Raw genomic sequence first — 18,154 nt, 5'->3', positions numbered from 1 at the left:
AGCGATGGCTTCCCTTAACACCAGGTCATTCTCTGAACTCGTCAGTGAGCAGGTCACGGCTATTCAGGCCCGAGCGGAAAAACTGCTGGATTTTTCGATCGGTAGCATCCTGCGATCGCTTGCGGAATCCAACGCTGGGGTGGCCATGTGGCTACAGCAGCTGATAGTGAAGTTGCTGGTCACGACACGTGCAGCTACCTGCTCTGGCGAAGACCTGGATAGCTGGATGGCGGACTTCAGTTTTTTCCGCCTTCAGTCCGTTCAGGCCAGTGGAATAGTGACGTTTAGCCGGTTTACTCCTGGCAGCGAGGCATTGATTAAGGAGGGCGCGCAGGTGACAACATTTGACGGCTCTCAGACCTATTCAGTCATACCCAACACTTTGATTAAAGAGTGGGATGCAGTACGGGCTGCGTATGTCATCGCCCCCGGCGTCAGTTCACTAGCCGTCCCGGTGCGTGCGAATATTGCCGGGACTGCAGGTAACGCGCAGGCGAAGACAGTTACTGTCATAACGGGCTCGGTAATGTCGGTTGATGCCGTGACCAACAACGATGCTTTTACAAACGGTAAGGATGCTGAATCCGATGACAGCTACCGCGCGCGCTTTGTGCTGTGGATTGCTTCACTGTCCAGAGCCACGAAAGCGGCTATTGGTTTTGCGATCAGTAATCTGCAGAGCGGTATCAGTTATACGCTGACTGAAAATGTCACGCCGGAAGGAGAGTATAAGCCCGGCTATTTTTATGCTGTGGTGGATGATGGCACAGGGCTGCCCGCACCTGCATTACTGAAAAAAGCCTATCAGGCTATCGAAAATACCCGGGGATTCACGGTGTCGTTCGGCGTGTTCCCCCCAGAAACCATCAAAGTCGATGTCGTCTTAATGGTAACTACCGAGGCCACTGCTAATCACGCGGAGATCGTCAATCAGGTGCGCGCTTCTCTTAATCAATACCTGTCGAGCCTGTCACTGGGCAAATTACTTGCCTACACCCAGCTGGTAAGAGTGGCCTATGCCGCCAGCCCATGTGTAATCAACGTTACTTCTCTGACGGTAAACGGTGGCATGGCGGATTTTGCGGTATCTGCCAGGCAGATTATTCGTGCCGGGAAAATCGTGGTGAGCTGAATGGCTAAAGGTGATCAGAACGACTTTTATAACAGGCTCAGGGTGTTGCTTCCTCCCGCATGGTTTGCAGAGGAAAGCACCATTCTGAATGGACCGCTATCAGCATGCGCTGCGGCGTTATCCTGGTGCTACACCCTGTATCTTTACGCCAAAACTCAGACCCGTATCTCTTCCGCCAGTGATGGCTGGCTGGATATGGCGGCGTATGATTTTTTCGGGAACTCTCTTACGCGGCCTGTGGATATGACTGATGACGTCTTTCGCACGGTGATTAAACGGGCACTGTTACGGGAGCGGGGAACACGACAGGCTATCCACGATGTTCTTGCAGAACTGACGGGCAATTCACCGACGATATTTGAGCCGCAGCGGGTGCAGGACACGGGAGCATATAGTCGGCCGACAATGGGTTATGGCGCGGCTGGTGGTTATGGTTCATCCCTTTTACCCTACCAGGCTTTTGTTACTGTCCACCGGTCAAAGAAGGCGGGCATTCCGTGGGTAGCGGGCTATCGTACTTCTACAGCGGCATACGGGCAATCATCTCAGGGGGAGTATGTTTCTCGTGAGATGGTTGCCGGCAGTATCACGGATGCACAGATTTACGCTGCCATTGAAGCAGTGAAGATGGAAGGCACTCTCGTATGGGTGCGACTGCAGTAAAATAGTCAATTCAGATAAATGGCGTCATTAAGGACACTTAAGCAAATGCCATTTCTATGGGGAAATCATGGATCGTCTCATCGTTTATCCGGGCGCAATTCCGCTCGAAACTGACCTGCTTAACACCAACAAATTCGCCATGACAGGGATGGCCAAACTGGCATCAGTCATTATGGGAGATAATACCTATCTTTATGGACTCGTCTGTACACCAGCTGTTGCCGAATCATTAGCAGTGAGCATAGGAGAAGGGCAGATTTACAGTCTGCACAACACAGACGGTACGCCGTATTCATCGCTTGCAGCTGACACGACACACACACTGCTGAAGCAGGGACTTAATCCTGATCCAGTTACATTCCACCTGTCTGCACCAGCGACGCCCGGCCACAGCATCAACTATCTGATTCAGGTTGCCTATAACGATGTGGATGGCGGCCAAACCATTCTACCTTATTACAACGCTGCAGATCCTGCTATGGCATTTAGCGGTCCTGATAATACCGGCAATGCTCAGAGTACGGTGCGTTCAGGTGCCTGCATTGTTCGTCTCAAAGCTGGAGTAGCTGCTGTAGCCGGCTCTCAGATTACGCCTCCTCCAGATGCAGGCTATACATCTGCCTGGGTCATCACGATTAACTATGGCGATCGTCATGTTAATGCGGAAGATATCCGTCCCGCTGATGGCGCTCCCTTTCTACCCGTAAATGGTCTCATCGGTGCGATTCAGCAGGGCAGGCTAACTTACGGAATGGATTCGGGAACCGTAAATCACTATCAGGTCTCTTATCAACCAGCAATTAGCCATATCAGCGACGGTATGCGATTACATTTTCGTGCGAAAAGTACTAATTCGGGTCCGTCGGCACTGGCAGTAAGTCATTTTCCAGCGGCCAGCATCCTCACTGCTGAACACCAGGAATTACCGCCTGGTCAGATTTTTCATGGACATACTGCGGAAGTTGAATGGAATAGCGCGATCGGCGCCTGGATTCTCAGCTCACCTAAAAGCAGCTACACCAAAGATGAATCGGATCAAAAGTATTATTCCCGCGATGGAGGACATATTAGCGGCGATGTCGTTGTACAGGGCAATCTGACAATCGAAAAAAGTTTGAAGGTAGGGGAGGCCGAGCTGACTGAGGAAGGTGATGTAAGAGGTAAACTTTGGGAGGGGAGTCTGGAAAAATGGCTTAAACGACAGTTGCCTTTCACCTCAGGCTCTCAGAAAGCCTGGTACTATAAATCACCCAATAATCAACTCATTATTCAGGGGGGAATGTTTGATCGCGCCAGCAGCACCACCAGCGTTAGCTTTCCCATTTTATTCCCTTCTGGCTGCTTCAATGTCCACTTTTCGTTGAACAAAACATATAAAAAAAGTGTCTTGAACCCGTATATTAGTGTGATTGATAAAACACACTTTGAGCTGAATGCCGGTTCTGGTGAATCCGGATTCTACTGGGTTGCGTTTGGTCAGTGAGAGCATGGTTGAATGGTATGAATATTGGATTCAGTGCAACAACAAAAGCCTTTTATGACCTGGATGAGAAAGAGGTATACATTCAGAATGGTTCATGGAGTGATGATGTCATAAACATATCAGAAGCGCTTTGGCAAAATTACAATGGGCAGCCTCCACAGGGAAAAATTCGTGGTGCCGATAGGAATGGTATGCCTTGCTGGGCTGATGCTCCTGAACCTTCCGAACAGGAGCGCATAGCGGATGCAGTGAGTAAAAAAAATGCGATGTTAATGACGGCTGACACCGAAATTCGACAGCTGAAGATTGTTGAAGAATTTCATGCATTAACGGATGAAGAAACCCAAAAACTTTTATCATGGAAGAAGCATCTTGTTGATGTATACCGCATCGAACCGGGAAATGTTGGTTCAATTCGCTGGCCAGACGTCCCGGCATAAAAGAAGACATCAGTCCGGTAATTCCAGCTGAAAGAGCTGATGTAATCAGCTCGATGCTTAGAGATATAAATTCGTTAAAAATGATATCCCATACTCAGTGATGCAGCATTCAGGCTGCGGTAATCCTGATTCTTTTCTGCTGGCGCCCCTTCATATCCAGCTGCTAGCGTGAGCGTATCAGTAACATTCAGGATAACACCGGCACCATATGCAACATTGTTATAAGAGTGGGAACCATTTCTTGCCGCCTTTTTTGTAACCGGGTCGTGTATGAGTGGGTTATCCATTTTCAGATGATAAAACCCAAAAATGCCATATACGGTCAAGAGATCGTTAACACGTAATGATGGACCGAACATCGCAGAATAATACTCTGTATCCTGCGTGGCTTTTTTTCTGTTTTGACTCTGATACGTTTGCCGTTGATATTCTTTTCAAAATGAAACTCGTCAGTGTTATCCCATATGTTTCTGAGAGCCGTCAAAGAGCCGACAATACTAAACAGGCTCTCAGGTTCGTAGATTATCTTAAAGTTGGGTCCGTGGAGGCTGCCATAGCCCTCAATTGACCCATGCTCATAACCAAATAACATCGTGGTACGGTCTGGAATATTTTCTGCGCTTGCAGTTATGCAGACAAAACAGGCCAGTGCGGCGATCATTTTAATCAAATTATTTTTCATTTCTGGTTCCGTAGAAATCCAACATGATATGAATGATAAAAGCCCCCATTACGTATATTGAGGGGGCCAGTTTTAATCAGAAGCGATAGCCGGCACTTAGCATGACGGTATTGATCGGATGTGATTCTTCATCAAACCTGACTCTGGAACCTTCATATCCAATACTGAGATTAAGATGGTCTGTTACATTAGCAGTCATGCCAATACCGTAAGCGAATCTGTTACTGTCTGAGGTGGCAGGAGGAGCTTTGTCACTATTTGAATCAGTGAATGAGTTATTATCGACTTTACTATGCGATATGCCAGCCAGAGCATAAATGCTAATGGTCTCATTCAAACGAAGAGTCGGCCCAAACATGGCCGAGTAGTATTCAGCACTCTCAGCTAATTTTTTAGGCGATGAGCCATGATGTTTTTTCATTCTTTCAGCAATTGCGTCAAGGTCTGAACGCAGAGCTGTCACTGACCCTATTATTCCCACAGGAAAATCGGGTTCAAACTGTACCGTAATATTCCCTCCATAGAGTGAACCGAAGTCCCGAAGCTCTCCTAGCGAGTAGCCCATGGAAAGAGTCGTTTTAGTGGCATTAATATTGGGATTAACAGGTGAGGAAAAAACTGAACCACTTGTCATGAAAGCCAATATTATACATGCGAATTTTAATTTTATGTGCATTTAAATACCCTGGAGTTAATAGCCTGATAAATGAGTGATCTTATCCATTTGACAGGTTACAGATATCTTCATTCATAAAAGTGAATGTTTATGGCTTGCATTATTACAAATGCCACCAGTTATGCTCAGCGATATTAACTGCTTGAGATATAAAATTACATTCATTATAAATGTGAGAGTTATGTCATTACCTGTGAGCGTAATGTTGTTTTACTCAGAGGGGTTGAAGGCTTTAATGTAAAACAGGGCTGAATTAGTGACTCACGCATTCGCCACCATAATGTTCATATTTTGCATTGTCATATTAATGTGACTCAATCAATCTTCAAATTTGATTTTTGGAAATGCTAAATGTCAGTTGTCTCTATCAGGATAAAGGGGGGAATATGAAAAGGGCTATAGCTTATCTACGTTTTTCATCTTTACAGCAGGTCCAGGGAGATTCAGTGAGAAGACAAAAGAAACTAATTGATGAATGGCTTAAACATAATGCTGATTATTACCTTGACCCTGTAACATTCGAGGATTTGGGGCTAAGCGCTTACAGAGGACAGCATGCGATTTCAGGCGCATTTTCAGAGTTTATGGAGGCGGTGCAAAAGGAATTGATTGAGGCGGGCAGTGTACTCCTTGTAGAAAGCCTGGATCGTCTCTCACGAGAAAAAATAGGTGATGCGTCAGACAGGCTTCGTACAATTCTTAAGGCGGGAATCGATGTGGTTACCCTCACTGATGGCACACATTATACCCGCGATTCACTTGACGACCCCTATTCAATCATCAAAGCAATTCTGATAGCCCAGCGCGCTAACGAAGAAAGCGAGATCAAATCTAAACGACAGCGAGCAGTCTGGGCCGAAAAGCGTAAACAGGCCGCTGAAAAGGGGAAAATAATGACCCGCCATTGCCCCTCCTGGTTGAAAGTAAACGCTGCTGGTAATGGTTTTGAGGTGATTGAAGACAAAGCAGACATTATCAGAACCATTTTCGAAATGAGACTCGATGGCCGCTCCTTTGAGAAAATCAGTCAGGCACTGAATGTTCAGGGTAAGAAAAATCTTCGGGGAAAAGTTTCACAATGGAATTCAGCTTCAATTGAAAGACTGGTTAAATCTAAAGCTGTGATTGGCGTTCTTTCTCCGTCATATCGCATAACAGTTCCCGATGTTGAGGACATTTCTAATTATTATCCTGCAATCATTAGTATCGAAGATTTTGAGCGGGTAAGACGTATAAGTTACGAACCTGAAAGCAGAAGGAACACCAATTTTAATCCCCATCTAATAAATATTTTTAAAGGGCTGATGCACTGTAAAGAGTGTGGGCATGCCATTATATTGACGGGGATCAGCACAAAAGGCTATGGCTACTATGTTTGCTCAATGCGGCGTCAACACAGATGCAAAACTGAAGCGGTTAGAAGAGATTTAACGGACCGCTACCTAATTACTGGAGTCTTAAAAGGTGCATCAGGAATGGACCTGCATTTATCAAATGAAACTGCATTAACTTCAATGACAGCCAGGCAATTGGAATTAACCGGTAAGCTTCAGAACGTGATTAAGGCGATAGAGCTAGCACCGGATGTCAGAGAGCTAACAGTCAGAGCAGCTGAAATTTCTGCTGAGATAATTAAGTTAAAGAGTGACATGGCTGAAATACAAGATGAGCGTGACATGAAGGCTGCTTCTGCATTAAATGTACTCAACGTAGCCGACCGCAAGGAATTTCAATTAATAGCTCGCAGAATAATATTGGATATCAAAATTGATGGTAAATCAAAAACCTGTGATATCTATCTGCACAACGGGATGAAAGTTCTGAATTATCCCCTCACGAAGTCTACTGGCTGGTCATCTATACTTGATGCAATGGCATATTTAGAACAGACTGAAATTATTCTCTGATAAGCCACAATATTAGAGGTTTATTTAAACAATAAAGGGCTAAATCATTCTCAATCTTTGAGTCATTAAATATGTCAAGTTTAGGTTGTAGGTCAAGTCACCATTAGACTGGGGAATGTTGCATAGTAACTCTTTTGGTTTCTGCAAAATTATAAGTAACGTATTGATATCTTAGCAATAAAAATTCAACAAAAAGCAACCAGAACTAAAGTTTCAAATGGTTTTTTATGCTTTGAATACAGTGAGTTATATTATTACTTAGATCCTTTAGAAGTGTGAGTAAATAAACAATTCACACAGTGGCATAGTAATCCTCCTTAGTTATCAGTGGGTGAATAAGTGAGCTGATGATAGTGGCGGAAAGGTCTGTTTTCCAGTTAAGAATGCCCGAAATGTTGGGAGGGCAGGTTATCCGTATGAGCAATGTGAACAATACCCATACAGAAAACGGTTAATTTCTTTATTTGTCTGGCTCAAAACCCCCTGTATATCGCACTCAGGTAATTTCTGAACTCCACAGGATCGTGTTCATTACGTATGCGAGCGACTGACTGTATAGCGCGCACTTTGACAATTTTTCTGTCGCTTAAGATATGTAAAATATGGGCTTTTAACTGAGAAACGATGGTGCTTCTCAGTGCGGCTTTATCGTTGAGCGATCCAACCGTCAGCTCCGACATGCTATTCAGTGGACAGCGAATCAGCCAGCCGGCATTTTCCGGATTGATTTCCGGCAAGGCTCTGACATTCGTCGTTATTACCGGGCAGCCGCAGGCCTGCATTTCCAGAACGGAAAAGCCGTATGTCTCCTGCCATGTGGGCAGCAGCCCGACATCAGAGGTCTTAATCAACGCCAGTACCGCGTCGTTGGTCAGCGACGTATGGTGCTGGAATAGAGGGCATTCACGAAGTGTATCCTCCACGCTTCTTCTAAATGCGTCATCATCCTGGAACGCCTGGTGAGCCACGTTATGCGTTTTGCCAGGATCACCAACCAGATTTACGCGTACGTCGTTCACACTTATCAGGTTTTCCCTTAATAACTGGCTAAAGGCTAGCACAACTTCTGCCCCTCCTTTGCGATAGAACTCCTTGCCCACGAAGGTAAAATTCAGCGGACCTCTTTCAACCAGAGCATTTTTTTCCTGCAGTACCGGCTGCGGGGGATGCAGTACGTGCAGTTTGGGCCCGATGATAGCCTGCTCCCTGGGGAAATGTTCCAGCAGCCGCAGTTGGATCTGACGTGTGGCTTCTGAGATAGCGATGATACCTTTGCAGCGCGGAGAGCAGACGTACCGGAGTTCCCGCGCCAGCTCGGGGTTGGCAAATTTGGGTATTCCCTCAACGGGAAGAACACGGGGCAGTTCGGTTTCAAAGGTCGCTACCCAGTCGCCTGGCCCCGAAGAAACTTCGTTAAAAAGGTGGATAATGTCCGCATCACCTGAAGACATCAGGGGCAGCGGTCGAAAAATAAACAGTTTATTTTTATGCAATAAGCGCCGCCTTATAACGTTGATCCAGGTCCAGATATTTCTGGGACGGTAATCCAGATAGCGATTTGAAGGGTTTGTAATGATGTTTCTCTTTTCTGGGTAGCCGTTTCCACCGACGATAATCTTCATTCTTCCCCCTGCTGGCGAGTGCAAAAAATTAACAGAATTAATTTAAATATCCTCGTTATTGAGAGGATAAAAGAGTATTTGGGTTATGTAAGGCTATGGTTTTTCAGATAAGCTCTGAATTCATCTTGATTATTCAGACTGTTGATACCAGAGCAAAATCTGCTTTTTGCGACGCTTCCCAACATGTCAAATTATGCACGGCCAAACAGCAAAAATACGTGTATTTGCTGGTGTTTAATCGATTTCCAGAAAATGTCGGGAGGGAGAGTGCCAATGCTGATTAAAGTTTCAGGTTGCTAAGAAGCCTTTATTTACTTCAGGATTAATTAACAGTGGGCGAATGAGAGAGATGATGATATTGGCAGGTATACATATTTTTCATTGAAAACCTTTTAAATTCTCAATGTATCAATAACCGCGCGCAAAGCGGGTGACACATTGCGGTGCGGATAATAGAGAAATGAAGCTTCCAGACGTTGGCTGTGCCGTTGCAGAACCCTGATCAGCTTTCCTTGTTCCAGATCCTCAGAAACCAGCTCTTCCGGGACATAAGCCAGCCCGAGCCCGAGAGTAGCGGCTTTCGCTTCCATATAGCTGTCAGCAAAAACCCATTGCCCTTGCGGCCTATGGGTGATTTTTTTGCCATCCTGATGAAGTTCCCAGGCATAAAGGCTGCCATCGCCTAACTGATAAGCGATGCAGGGATGAACGGCCAAATCCGCGGGGATCTGCGGAAAGCCGTAGCGACGAAAGTGTTCTGGCGTACCGACAACGGCCATCTCCATCTCAGGCGAAATGCGTACAGCGATCATGCCGCTGCCAACCTCCGGCCCCAGACGTACACCCGCATCGAATCTCTCCGCAATGATATCCACAAACCGGCTTTCGCTGATGAGCTCCAGTCTGATATCGGGATAGCGTTGTTTGAATACCGCAAGTTTTGGCAGGAGTACTTTATCTATCGCGTGCTGGCTGGCATTGATACGCACCGTACCGGATGGGGTCTGGCGATAGTGGGCCAGCTTAGCGAGCCCCATATCTAAAGCATCGAATCCTGACTCAACGGTTAGATAAAGCTGCTCACCAGCATGGGTGAGCGATAATCTGCGCGTGGTGCGAACAATGAGTTGAACGCCCAGTCTTTCTTCAAGTTCACGCACTGAACGACTGATACCTGATTGTGCCAGGCCAAGGCGTTTCGCCGCAGCGGTAAAACTCCCCTCGCGCACCACCAGCATGAACAGGTAGAGATCGTTGTAGTTTTCCCGTTTTGCCATCATCCCGCCCTTATGACTACATCGTTATTTGGAACAATTTGATATCAATCTTAGCAAAAATTCCCCTCTAATCAGAACACATGCTGCTAACTAGAATGTGCACATTGCAACAAAGCACAGCAGCGTTGTCGGTATGAAACCTGCCTCTTTGATGTTTATTCAGGAGGATTTTAATGACTGTTTTCACTAAAAAATTGACAGCAGTGTTACCTGCAATGCTGCTATGCGCATCATTAAGTGGAGTTACAACGATGAGTTATGCTGATACCAGCAATCCGAACGCACCTATTTCGCTGGTCAAAAATTGGGATAAAACCTTTGCTGAAAGTACGAAAGTTGATCACCGTAAGGTTACCTTTCAGAACCGCTATGGGATCACTTTAGTTGGGGATCTCTATCTTCCAAAGGATCGCGGCGAGCGCAAGCTGGCAGCCATTGCCATCAGCGGGCCCTTCGGTGCAGTCAAAGAACAATCCAGCGGCCTGTACGCGCAAACGCTGGCTGAAAAGGGATTTGTCACCCTCGCGTTTGACCCTTCATATACGGGCGAAAGTGGCGGCTACCCGCGTAATGTAGCGTCTCCGGATATCAATACTGAGGATTTCAGCGCGGCAATTGATTTCTTAGGTCTGCAAAATGAGGTAGACCGCGACCATATCGGGCTGCTCGGTATTTGCGGTCTGGGCGGCATGGCGTTAAACGACGCTGCGATGGATACACGCGTTAAAGCAGTGGCAACCAGCGTGATGTATGACATGAGCCGCGCGATGGGCCACGGCGTAGGCGATGGCAAAGATCGTTACACCAGCGCCGATCGTCGTGCTGTGTTGCAGTATCTGAACGCGCAGCGCTGGAAGGATGCGGAAAACGGCACTTTCGCGCCCGGTGGTCACGACATCGATGTTGACGAAAAAGGTAAAGTCAGCGCTTCTGAGCGTATTCTGCCGGAAACGTTACCCGCTAATCCAAATCCAGTCTTGAAAGAATTCTTTGATTATTACCGCATGCCACGCGGTTTCCATGCGCGTTCGGTCAACTCAACCGGCGCATGGAATGCAACAATGCCACTGTCATTTATGAATATGCCGCTGCTGAGTTATGCAAATGAAATCACTATCCCTGCGCTTGTTGTGACCGGTGAAAAAGCCCATTCACGTTATTTTGCTGAAGACGCTTTTAAGGCGATCGGGAGTAACAAGAAAGAGCTGGTGATTATTCCCGGGGCAAATCATGTGGACTTATATGACAACGTGGCTGGAAAGATCCCGTTTGCTAAGTTTGAACAATTTTTCAAATCAAATTTAAGGTAATTTTCTGAAATAATTTGCATTTACCATGCCACCCCTACTTCACGGGTGGCATTAACTCCCCTGATGCCGTTCAGTTAAGCGCCGTATCAAATCGCCGCACCTTCCGTAGCGGCGCGATTTATCGCGCAATAAATTGCGCCGCTACAATGCGTGCTCTCGGTAATTACGGGTTTTCATGTCTTAACTGACGAGCATTAGGCATTAACTCGCCTGATGTAACGCAGTGAAATGATGATGTTATTCCCTGAAAAGCGCATCTCCCACTTTCGCCTGAAGCAGGTCGGATCGATTTGAAGGGTAGTTGATAATGTCCACAGTAAATATTAAATCCTCTCACCATAAAACTCAGTCGTATTGGGGGGGCGTTTTTGCCATGACGCTCTGCGTTTTTGTATTGATCGCTTCTGAATTTATGCCGGTCAGTCTGCTAACACCTATTGCCCGCGACTTGCATGTCACGGAAGGATTGGCAGGACAGGGAATTGCCATCTCTGGCGCGCTGGCGGTGATTACCAGCCTGACTATCTCCCGCATTGCCGGGGACCTGAATCGGAAATATCTTCTGCTGGGACTAACGATTTTGATGGCGGTATCGGCAATCATTGTCGCGCTGGCGGCCAGTTATTCGGTTTATATGCTCGGGAGAGCGTTGATTGGAATCGTCATCGGTGGATTCTGGTCAATGTCGGCCGCAACAGCCATTCGGCTGGTACCGCAGCACAAGGTTACCCGCGCGCTGGCGACTTTTAACGGCGGGAACGCGCTGGCCACCGTTGTGGCGGCACCGCTGGGTAGCTACCTAGGGGCGACTGTCGGATGGCGGGGTGCCTTTTTATGTCTGGTACCGCTTGCGATAGTTGCGTTCATCTGGCAATGCCTCAGCCTGCCTTCGATGGAAAGCGATAATGCGCGCAAGCCACAGGGATCGGTGCTTGGTCTTTTCAGAGCCTCTATCGTATCAATGGGGCTGTTGGCTTGCGGACTCTTCTTTATGGGGCAGTTTTCCTTATTTACTTACGTGCGACCGTTTCTGGAGAACGTGACCAGAGTGAGCGCGCCTGGCCTGTCCTGGATTTTACTGGCTATAGGCGCAGCAGGTTTTATCGGCACAACGTTTGTTTCGACCTTCCTGAGCTCAAGGTTTTATCCGACATTAATCTTGATACCACTGCTTATGTCAGCGATTGCCGGTACGTTACTTTTGTTTGGCCACAGCATGTGGATTGTTGCCGTTTTGCTGAGCCTGTGGGGAATGCTTGCGACAGCCGCGCCAACCGGATGGTGGACATGGCTCGCGCGGACGCTACCCGAAGATGCAGAGGCAGGTGGTGGTCTGATGGTTGCTGTCATCCAACTCTCCATTGCGCTGGGATCAACCGTTGGGGGTTTGATTTTCGACAGTCTGGGTTGGCAAAGTGCTTTCGGCTTGAGTGGTTTATTACTTCTTGGTGCGGTAGTCATGACTTTTCACACATCACGTCTAACATGAATCGCAGGCGCTTTAATCATAGAATAAGGCGCAGAGGCCGCTGATTAAAGCACCGTCTTTAATGCCGAACTGATTCTGCTCTGAGGATTGATACATGACCACCTTTCATCAACTTAATGCCATCAGCTTGCGAGGCCAGCCCATCTCTATGGCCGATTACGCCGGGAAGCTGGTTCTGGTGGTAAATACCGCCAGCCATTGTGGATTTACTCCTCAATATGCAGGCCTTGAAGCGCTCTACAAGAAGTACGCGGACAATGGGCTGATGATATTGGGTTTCCCCTGCAATCAGTTTGGCAAGCAGGAACCTGGCGGAGCCGATGATATCGCGCAGACCTGCCTCATCAACTACGGTGTGAGCTTCCCGATGTTCGAGAAAGTCGAAGTTAACGGCGCCGCAACGCACCCCGTATTTCGCTACCTGAAAGCCGAATTACCCGGTGTGTTGGGCGGGCGGATCAAATGGAACTTCACAAAGTTTCTGATCGGACGCGACGGCAAACCGATCAAGCGATTTGCACCGATCACCAAACCAGAAAAAATGGAAGCGACGATCCTTACTGCGCTGGAAAACTAATATGCATTCCGCCATGCTTGATCCAAATTGTGCGAGCTATCACAATTAATACAATTTCTTTTGGTTTGCCGCGCGGGTTTACTCGTTAAACATCCCTCAGATGTCACGGTTTGTGACATGATAAGCGTCATAATTGAATCGTCAGGATGTTTGAATAGATGTTTAACGCCAGAAAACTATCAACCTTAAATGCCCTCGAAAGCAGCGTGCATAATTACATTATTAAAAACATCAATGCCGTTATTTATATGACGATAAGAGAGCTAGCTGATAATTCTGGCGTATCTACCGCGACTGTTCTGAGATTCTGTAAAAAAATGGACTTCAAAGGTTACTCAGAACTCAAAGCCAGTATGAAGTTGCACCTGAACAAAAATAACACATTACTGATTCCTCATGGAGCTGAGGAAATATTGACCTTTTTTAAAAGCATCAGAAACGATGAATTTGATGAGATGATCAATCAGGCGGCTCAATACATTCGTGATGCCGAACGGGTGTTCTTTGCTGGCGCAGGCAGCTCTGGCACGCTTGGCAGGTATGGTGCGCGTTTCTTCTCTAATGTAGGCAAGTTCAGTAATCACATTGATGATCCCTATTATCCGGTGAGTACCGATATGGTGCAGAGTTCAGTGGCTATCTTGCTTTCAGTCTCTGGCGAAACTCCCGAAATATTGAAGCTTGCCAGGCAGTTTGTTATTCACAAGTGCAAAGTGATTTCTATTACCTGCAACCCGGATTCAACACTGGCAAAACTTTCTGACTTTATTGTTCCTTACCATGTTTCTCGCATTTTGATTGAAAGCGAATACGATATTACCACTCAGGTTCCGGTCATTTTTATTCTTGAATCGATAGGCAGAAAGCTGGTGGTGAATAATCTCAGCGATATGTCACGCGGTGTGACATTTTTGTAATTAGCGACCCGTTATAACATATTGTGACCTCGTGACATTGCCGGGATGATTTTCTAACATTGCCGGAATTAGTCCGCTCCTGACGGGCTGAATTCCCTCTGGCAATGGAAGAAAACCATGGCAATAGATTATGCGGATTCTGCGAAAGAGATCGTTAGACTGATAGGTAGCGATAATAATGTGATAAGTGTGACACATTGCGCTACACGTCTGAGGTTTGTGCTGAAAGATTATTCTCTGGTCGAGGTTGAATCACTAAAGCGGGTAAAAGGCGTTATCACCGCGATGCAGGCCAGCGGCCAGATGCAGGTGGTGATTGGTAATCACGTTGGTGATGCTTACCGCGAAGTGCAGAATCTACTCACTATCGACGAAAGTGCAGCGGTACCACAGCCTAATATCGGTATGGTTAGCCGCATTATGGATATCATCTCCAGTATCTTTGCGCCTTTTCTCTATCCACTGGCAGCCTGCGGTGTGCTGCAGGGCATCATTTCGCTGCTGATCGCCATCGACCTAATGGATCCGGCAAGCGGCACTTATCGCATCCTTAACTTCGTTTCGTGGACCGGCTTTACCTTCCTGCCCGTGATGGTTGCGTTTACCGCCGCCAAAAAATTCAACGTCAATCCGTTCACAGCGGTTATCTCCGCCTGCGCGCTGGTGTCGCCGGATTACCTGAATATGTTGACGGCCAACAAAATCCTCACCGCCAACTCAGCCGATCCCGCAGTGCAGGCTTTGATGAAGGGCGCGGTTGAAAATCCCGAGATTTCAAAGGTAATGGTGCAGATCGCTGGCATTCCGCTTGATGCCGCGCCGCTGACCTTTATGGGGCTGCCGGTAGAGTATTTGAGTTACACCTCGTCGGTAATCCCCATTATTTTGATGGTGTGGGGCATGTCGTATGTACAGCGTTTCTTCGAGCGCCTGCTTCCGATGGTGATACGCAACCTGTTCACGCCCATGTTCTGCCTCGCCATCATGGTTCCGTTCACGCTTCTGGCATTCGGTCCGATCGGCAATATGATCGGCGGCGCCATCGGTGGCGTCTATAACACCCTTTATCATCTCAGCCCTGCCATTGCCGGATTTGTGGTTGGTGCCTTGTGGATGCCACTGGTTACCTTGGGCGTGCATTGGGGCATCACGCCAGTGACCGTCGGTAACTATGCCACCCTGGGCTACGACACCTTTACCGGACTGCAAGCCTCCGCGGTATTCGGTATGGCGGGCGCGGTGCTGGGCGTATACCTGAAGGCGAAAGACGCTGAGCTTAAGCGCATGGCGCTTTCTGCGGGTGTAACGGCGCTGTTCGGCATCACTGAACCCGCCATTTACGGTGTGGCTCTGCGTCTTAAACGACCGATGATTTGTGGCTGCCTGGCGGGTGCTGCCGGCGGCATGATCGCCGGGGCTTTCAACGCGGTTTCATGGAGTTACTGCATTCCCGGTATTGCCGTCCTGCCGGTGTTCTTTAAAGAGGGGCACATGACGCAGTTCCTCGGCTTCCTGGCATCCATATTCGTCGCCTTCATATTGGGCATGATTTTCTCCTGGGTCGCGGGATTCAAAGAAAACAGCCAACCTGACGTTCGCTCTGTGCCGCAGCCTGGCACCCTCTGATAAATAGAGATACAGATTATGAATAAGCCATTTCCAGAAAATTTCATGTGGGGCGGCGCTGTTGCCGCTCATCAGGTCGAGGGAGCCTGGGATAAAGGCGGTAAAGGCCCGAGCATAGTTGATGTCCTGACCAGCGGGGCGCACGGTGTTGATCGCGTCATCACCGCCGAGATTCAGGATGACTGCTTTTATGCCAATCACGAGGCATCAGACTTTTACCATCGCTATCCTGAGGATATCGCGCTGTTGGCAGAAATGGGCTTCCGCTGCTTCCGCACCTCAATTGCCTGGTCGCGTATTTTTCCACGCGGCGATGAAGCCGAGCCGAACGAAGAGGGGTTGCGTTTTTACGATGCGCTATTCGATGAGCTGCTGAAATACGGGATTGAACCGGTAATTACGCTGTCCCATTTTGAGATGCCAAACTTCCTGGTCACCGAATATGGCGGCTGGAAAAATAGAAAAGTTTTGGAATTCTTTGTCCGCTTCAGCGCGGTGGTCATTAATCGTTTCCAGCACAAAGTAAAATACTGGATGACCTTCAACGAAATTAATAATCAGCGCAACTGGAAAACTCCGCTGTTTGGTTATTGCTGCTCGGGCGTCATTTTTACCCACGAGCCTAATCCTGAAGAGTGCATGTATCAGGTTCTGCACCATCAATTTGTGGCGAGTGCTCAAGTGGTGAAGTTGGGACATGAAATTAATCCTGCACTACAAATTGGATGCATGATCGCCATGGTGCCGCTCTATCCGTTTTCCTGTCATCCGGATGACGTGATGTATGCTCAGGAAGCGATGAGGGAGCGATTCCTATTCAGTGACGTGCACATGCGCGGTCATTATCCGGCTTATATTCTCAATGAATGGCAACGCAAGGGATACCACATTGCAATGGAAGCCGATGATGCGCAGATCCTACGGGAAGGCTGTGCCGATTATATCGGGCTGAGCTATTACATGAGTAATGCAGTCAGTAAAGAAAATGCCGGCAGCGGGACGGCGCTTTCAGGCTTTGAGGGCAGCGTACCGAATCCGCACGTTAAAGCTTCAGATTGGGGCTGGCAGATCGATCCGGTTGGGCTGCGTTATGTTCTGAATATTCTTTATGAGCGTTACGAAAAGCCGCTATTCGTGGTGGAAAACGGTTTTGGTGCCATCGACAAAATGGATGAAAAGGGCGAGATCAATGATGACTACCGCATCGATTATCTGCGGGCGCATATTGAACAGATGAAGAAAGCCGTGACCGAAGATGGCGTCGATCTTATGGGATATACCCCTTGGGGATGTATTGACTGCGTGTCTTTCACCACCGGCCAATACAGCAAACGCTATGGTTTTATTTACGTAAATAAAAACGATGATGGTAGCGGTGATTTTTCCCGCTCGAAGAAGAAGAGTTTTGACTGGTATCGCCGGGTCATCGCCAGCAACGGCGAAGAACTCTAGCGAAATATGTGCGACAGGGATGTCGCACATTGAGATCCTTATGGCTTCTCTTTTTCGTCTTCAACTGGAATCAGCGGTTCATCAATAGCGATGGATGAATTAGATTTCAGCAGCTGAATATCCAGAATCACGTAGGTCATGGTGGTGATGAACAGTGAAATCACGCTGCCAATCACGCCGCTGGTGGTGAACGTGAAATAGTTATACATCACCACCCAGGTCACACAAATAAACAGCGCTAGCGCAACGTTAATTGCCGATTGCGAATAATCCGTGGTGCGTGATCCCATTTCATTAATCTGCCGACTGAAGTTCGCGCCGCTGTATTTCTCCAGCACAAAAATTCCCTGTTCCCAGTTACGCAAGCGTCGAGCGCCGCTGCGAGTCAGAAATACGTACAGCAGCGAGACGAATAAACCAGAAAAAGCAATCAGTACCGGCACCGCTTCCAGCGCATAAGCGAGGCTTTTATGGCTCGATGCCTGCGGCGTGAGGTCCAGCGTTAACGACGCGCCGAGCGCGGCATATAAAAATACAAAAAGTAGCAGAAACAGCGCGTTGCGGCGCCAGTCGAGGTCGGCTTCGTGATTCTTCTGCTGTCGTGCGCTGTGCAGCGCCTGCTGTAATAGCGTGGCATCGGTCGATGCGGTGTCAATACTCTCAATCTCTTCACCCAACAAACGGTGAATAAACGGCTGATCGGCCGGTTCAATGGTGATGCGCATAGATTTCTCGGTGACGTAACGATCAAAGGCGTCAGTGTAACGTAAATCGTCTGGCGCGCGCAGAATCTGCGAGTAAGCGCGCAAATTTTCATCTCTGTTTCGGCTCAGCTTGCACATCATTTATACAATTAATGCGCGGTTATTACTGACCGCGCAAATGACGACGGAGTAACGAG

16 protein-coding genes and 1 pseudogene are annotated in these 18,154 nt (G+C 47.8%); 11 read left to right on the top strand and 6 right to left on the bottom strand.

The annotated features are described in order from the left end of the window. The first annotated feature begins 4 nt into the window (after positions 1–4). The 4 genes from PZBJ_RS05690 to PZBJ_RS05675 all read left to right on the top strand — a co-directional run bounded on the left by PZBJ_RS05690 (position 5) and on the right by PZBJ_RS05675 (position 3,718). On the top strand, positions 5–1,132 hold the full coding sequence (locus tag PZBJ_RS05690) for a baseplate J/gp47 family protein (protein ID WP_101761603.1): 1,128 nt from the start codon (positions 5–7) through the stop codon (positions 1,130–1,132). Continuing rightward, positions 1,133–1,795: a UCP028438 family phage-derived protein gene (locus tag PZBJ_RS05685; protein ID WP_101761602.1), complete on the top strand. Its 663-nt coding sequence runs from the start codon at positions 1,133–1,135 to the stop codon at positions 1,793–1,795. It begins immediately after the preceding gene. Between the two features lie 67 nt (positions 1,796–1,862). Beyond that, the gene (locus PZBJ_RS05680) at positions 1,863–3,278 is read left to right on the top strand and encodes a gp53-like domain-containing protein (protein ID WP_101761601.1); all 1,416 of its coding nucleotides are present in this window, start codon (positions 1,863–1,865) and stop codon (positions 3,276–3,278) included. 17 nt (positions 3,279–3,295) lie between these two features. Then, the gene (locus PZBJ_RS05675) at positions 3,296–3,718 is read left to right on the top strand and encodes a tail fiber assembly protein (protein WP_052025979.1); all 423 of its coding nucleotides are present in this window, start codon (positions 3,296–3,298) and stop codon (positions 3,716–3,718) included. Positions 3,719–3,792: 74 nt separating this feature from the next. Here PZBJ_RS05675 and PZBJ_RS24485 read toward each other — a convergent pair. The 3 genes and pseudogenes from PZBJ_RS24485 to PZBJ_RS05665 all read right to left on the bottom strand — a co-directional run. Further along, positions 3,793–4,083 (bottom strand): annotated as a pseudogene (locus tag PZBJ_RS24485) (outer membrane beta-barrel protein); the annotation flags it as partial. Continuing rightward, the gene (locus PZBJ_RS23995; RefSeq protein ID WP_146001285.1) at positions 4,041–4,400 is read right to left on the bottom strand and encodes a hypothetical protein; all 360 of its coding nucleotides are present in this window, start codon (positions 4,398–4,400) and stop codon (positions 4,041–4,043) included. The pseudogene PZBJ_RS24485 and the gene PZBJ_RS23995, both read right to left, overlap by 43 nt. A gap of 76 nt (positions 4,401–4,476) precedes the next feature. Beyond that, entirely contained in the window at positions 4,477–5,076 is a 600-nt protein-coding gene (locus PZBJ_RS05665; RefSeq protein WP_101761599.1) for an Ail/Lom family outer membrane beta-barrel protein, read from the bottom strand. A 386-nt stretch (positions 5,077–5,462) separates the two neighbouring features. Here PZBJ_RS05665 and PZBJ_RS05660 point away from each other — a divergent pair, with 386 nt between their 5' ends. Beyond that, a complete protein-coding gene (locus tag PZBJ_RS05660; protein ID WP_158238598.1) occupies positions 5,463–6,983 on the top strand; it encodes a recombinase family protein in 1,521 nt (506 codons plus the stop codon). Positions 6,984–7,456: 473 nt separating this feature from the next. On the opposite strand, the gene PZBJ_RS05655 is transcribed toward PZBJ_RS05660, so the two are convergent. Both PZBJ_RS05655 and PZBJ_RS05645 read right to left on the bottom strand, forming a co-directional pair. Beyond that, positions 7,457–8,605, bottom strand: a complete 1,149-nt coding sequence (locus PZBJ_RS05655; RefSeq protein ID WP_101761597.1) for a glycosyltransferase family 4 protein — start codon at positions 8,603–8,605, stop codon at positions 7,457–7,459. A gap of 392 nt (positions 8,606–8,997) precedes the next feature. After that, positions 8,998–9,882 carry a LysR family transcriptional regulator gene (locus PZBJ_RS05645; RefSeq protein ID WP_101761595.1) on the bottom strand — a complete coding sequence of 295 codons (885 nt, stop codon included), beginning with the start codon at positions 9,880–9,882 and terminating at the stop codon, positions 8,998–9,000. 173 nt (positions 9,883–10,055) lie between these two features. Here PZBJ_RS05645 and PZBJ_RS05640 point away from each other — a divergent pair, with 173 nt between their 5' ends. The 6 genes from PZBJ_RS05640 to PZBJ_RS05615 all read left to right on the top strand — a co-directional run bounded on the left by PZBJ_RS05640 (position 10,056) and on the right by PZBJ_RS05615 (position 17,253). Beyond that, positions 10,056–11,192: an alpha/beta hydrolase gene (locus PZBJ_RS05640; protein ID WP_101761594.1), complete on the top strand. Its 1,137-nt coding sequence runs from the start codon at positions 10,056–10,058 to the stop codon at positions 11,190–11,192. Positions 11,193–11,499: 307 nt separating this feature from the next. Continuing rightward, positions 11,500–12,681 carry an MFS transporter gene (locus tag PZBJ_RS05635; RefSeq protein WP_101761593.1) on the top strand — a complete coding sequence of 394 codons (1,182 nt, stop codon included), beginning with the start codon at positions 11,500–11,502 and terminating at the stop codon, positions 12,679–12,681. Positions 12,682–12,775: 94 nt separating this feature from the next. Next, the gene (locus tag PZBJ_RS05630) at positions 12,776–13,258 is read left to right on the top strand and encodes a glutathione peroxidase (protein WP_101761592.1); all 483 of its coding nucleotides are present in this window, start codon (positions 12,776–12,778) and stop codon (positions 13,256–13,258) included. A gap of 158 nt (positions 13,259–13,416) precedes the next feature. Further along, positions 13,417–14,175: a MurR/RpiR family transcriptional regulator gene (locus PZBJ_RS05625; protein WP_101761591.1), complete on the top strand. Its 759-nt coding sequence runs from the start codon at positions 13,417–13,419 to the stop codon at positions 14,173–14,175. 117 nt (positions 14,176–14,292) lie between these two features. Beyond that, positions 14,293–15,801 carry a PTS transporter subunit EIIC gene (locus PZBJ_RS05620; protein ID WP_101761590.1) on the top strand — a complete coding sequence of 503 codons (1,509 nt, stop codon included), beginning with the start codon at positions 14,293–14,295 and terminating at the stop codon, positions 15,799–15,801. A gap of 18 nt (positions 15,802–15,819) precedes the next feature. Continuing rightward, positions 15,820–17,253 (top strand): 6-phospho-beta-glucosidase, encoded by a 1,434-nt coding sequence (locus PZBJ_RS05615; protein ID WP_167391176.1) that lies wholly within the window; start codon positions 15,820–15,822, stop codon positions 17,251–17,253. 38 nt (positions 17,254–17,291) lie between these two features. Here PZBJ_RS05615 and PZBJ_RS05610 read toward each other — a convergent pair whose 3' ends face one another. Beyond that, positions 17,292–17,978, bottom strand: coding sequence for a RipA family octameric membrane protein (locus PZBJ_RS05610; RefSeq protein ID WP_101761782.1), 687 nt, complete (start codon positions 17,976–17,978; stop codon positions 17,292–17,294). Between the last annotated feature and the right edge of the window lie 176 nt (positions 17,979–18,154).

This window comes from Pantoea endophytica, assembly GCF_002858935.1.
Taxonomy (GTDB): Bacteria; Pseudomonadota; Gammaproteobacteria; order Enterobacterales; family Enterobacteriaceae; genus Pantoea; species Pantoea leporis.
This window is presented reverse-complemented; position numbering and strand designations above follow the sequence as displayed.

Bases quoted from the DNA above. Each gene is read 5' to 3' on its own strand.
- PZBJ_RS05610 (WP_101761782.1), bottom strand. From the start codon at position 17,978: ATGCGCATCACCATTGAACCGGCCGATCAGCCGTTTATTCACCGTTTG.
- PZBJ_RS05690 (WP_101761603.1), top strand. From the start codon at position 5: ATGGCTTCCCTTAACACCAGGTCATTCTCTGAACTCGTCAGTGAGCAG.
- PZBJ_RS05620 (WP_101761590.1), top strand. From the start codon at position 14,293: ATGGCAATAGATTATGCGGATTCTGCGAAAGAGATCGTTAGACTGATA.
- PZBJ_RS05640 (WP_101761594.1), top strand. From the start codon at position 10,056: ATGACTGTTTTCACTAAAAAATTGACAGCAGTGTTACCTGCAATGCTG.
- PZBJ_RS05660 (WP_158238598.1), top strand. From the start codon at position 5,463: ATGAAAAGGGCTATAGCTTATCTACGTTTTTCATCTTTACAGCAGGTC.
- PZBJ_RS05685 (WP_101761602.1), top strand. From the start codon at position 1,133: ATGGCTAAAGGTGATCAGAACGACTTTTATAACAGGCTCAGGGTGTTG.
- PZBJ_RS05655 (WP_101761597.1), bottom strand. From the start codon at position 8,605: ATGAAGATTATCGTCGGTGGAAACGGCTACCCAGAAAAGAGAAACATC.
- PZBJ_RS05615 (WP_167391176.1), top strand. From the start codon at position 15,820: ATGAATAAGCCATTTCCAGAAAATTTCATGTGGGGCGGCGCTGTTGCC.
- PZBJ_RS05635 (WP_101761593.1), top strand. From the start codon at position 11,500: ATGTCCACAGTAAATATTAAATCCTCTCACCATAAAACTCAGTCGTAT.
- PZBJ_RS05675 (WP_052025979.1), top strand. From the start codon at position 3,296: ATGAATATTGGATTCAGTGCAACAACAAAAGCCTTTTATGACCTGGAT.
- PZBJ_RS05630 (WP_101761592.1), top strand. From the start codon at position 12,776: ATGACCACCTTTCATCAACTTAATGCCATCAGCTTGCGAGGCCAGCCC.
- PZBJ_RS23995 (WP_146001285.1), bottom strand. From the start codon at position 4,400: ATGAAAAATAATTTGATTAAAATGATCGCCGCACTGGCCTGTTTTGTC.
- PZBJ_RS05645 (WP_101761595.1), bottom strand. From the start codon at position 9,882: ATGGCAAAACGGGAAAACTACAACGATCTCTACCTGTTCATGCTGGTG.
- PZBJ_RS05625 (WP_101761591.1), top strand. From the start codon at position 13,417: ATGTTTAACGCCAGAAAACTATCAACCTTAAATGCCCTCGAAAGCAGC.
- PZBJ_RS05680 (WP_101761601.1), top strand. From the start codon at position 1,863: ATGGATCGTCTCATCGTTTATCCGGGCGCAATTCCGCTCGAAACTGAC.
- PZBJ_RS05665 (WP_101761599.1), bottom strand. From the start codon at position 5,076: ATGCACATAAAATTAAAATTCGCATGTATAATATTGGCTTTCATGACA.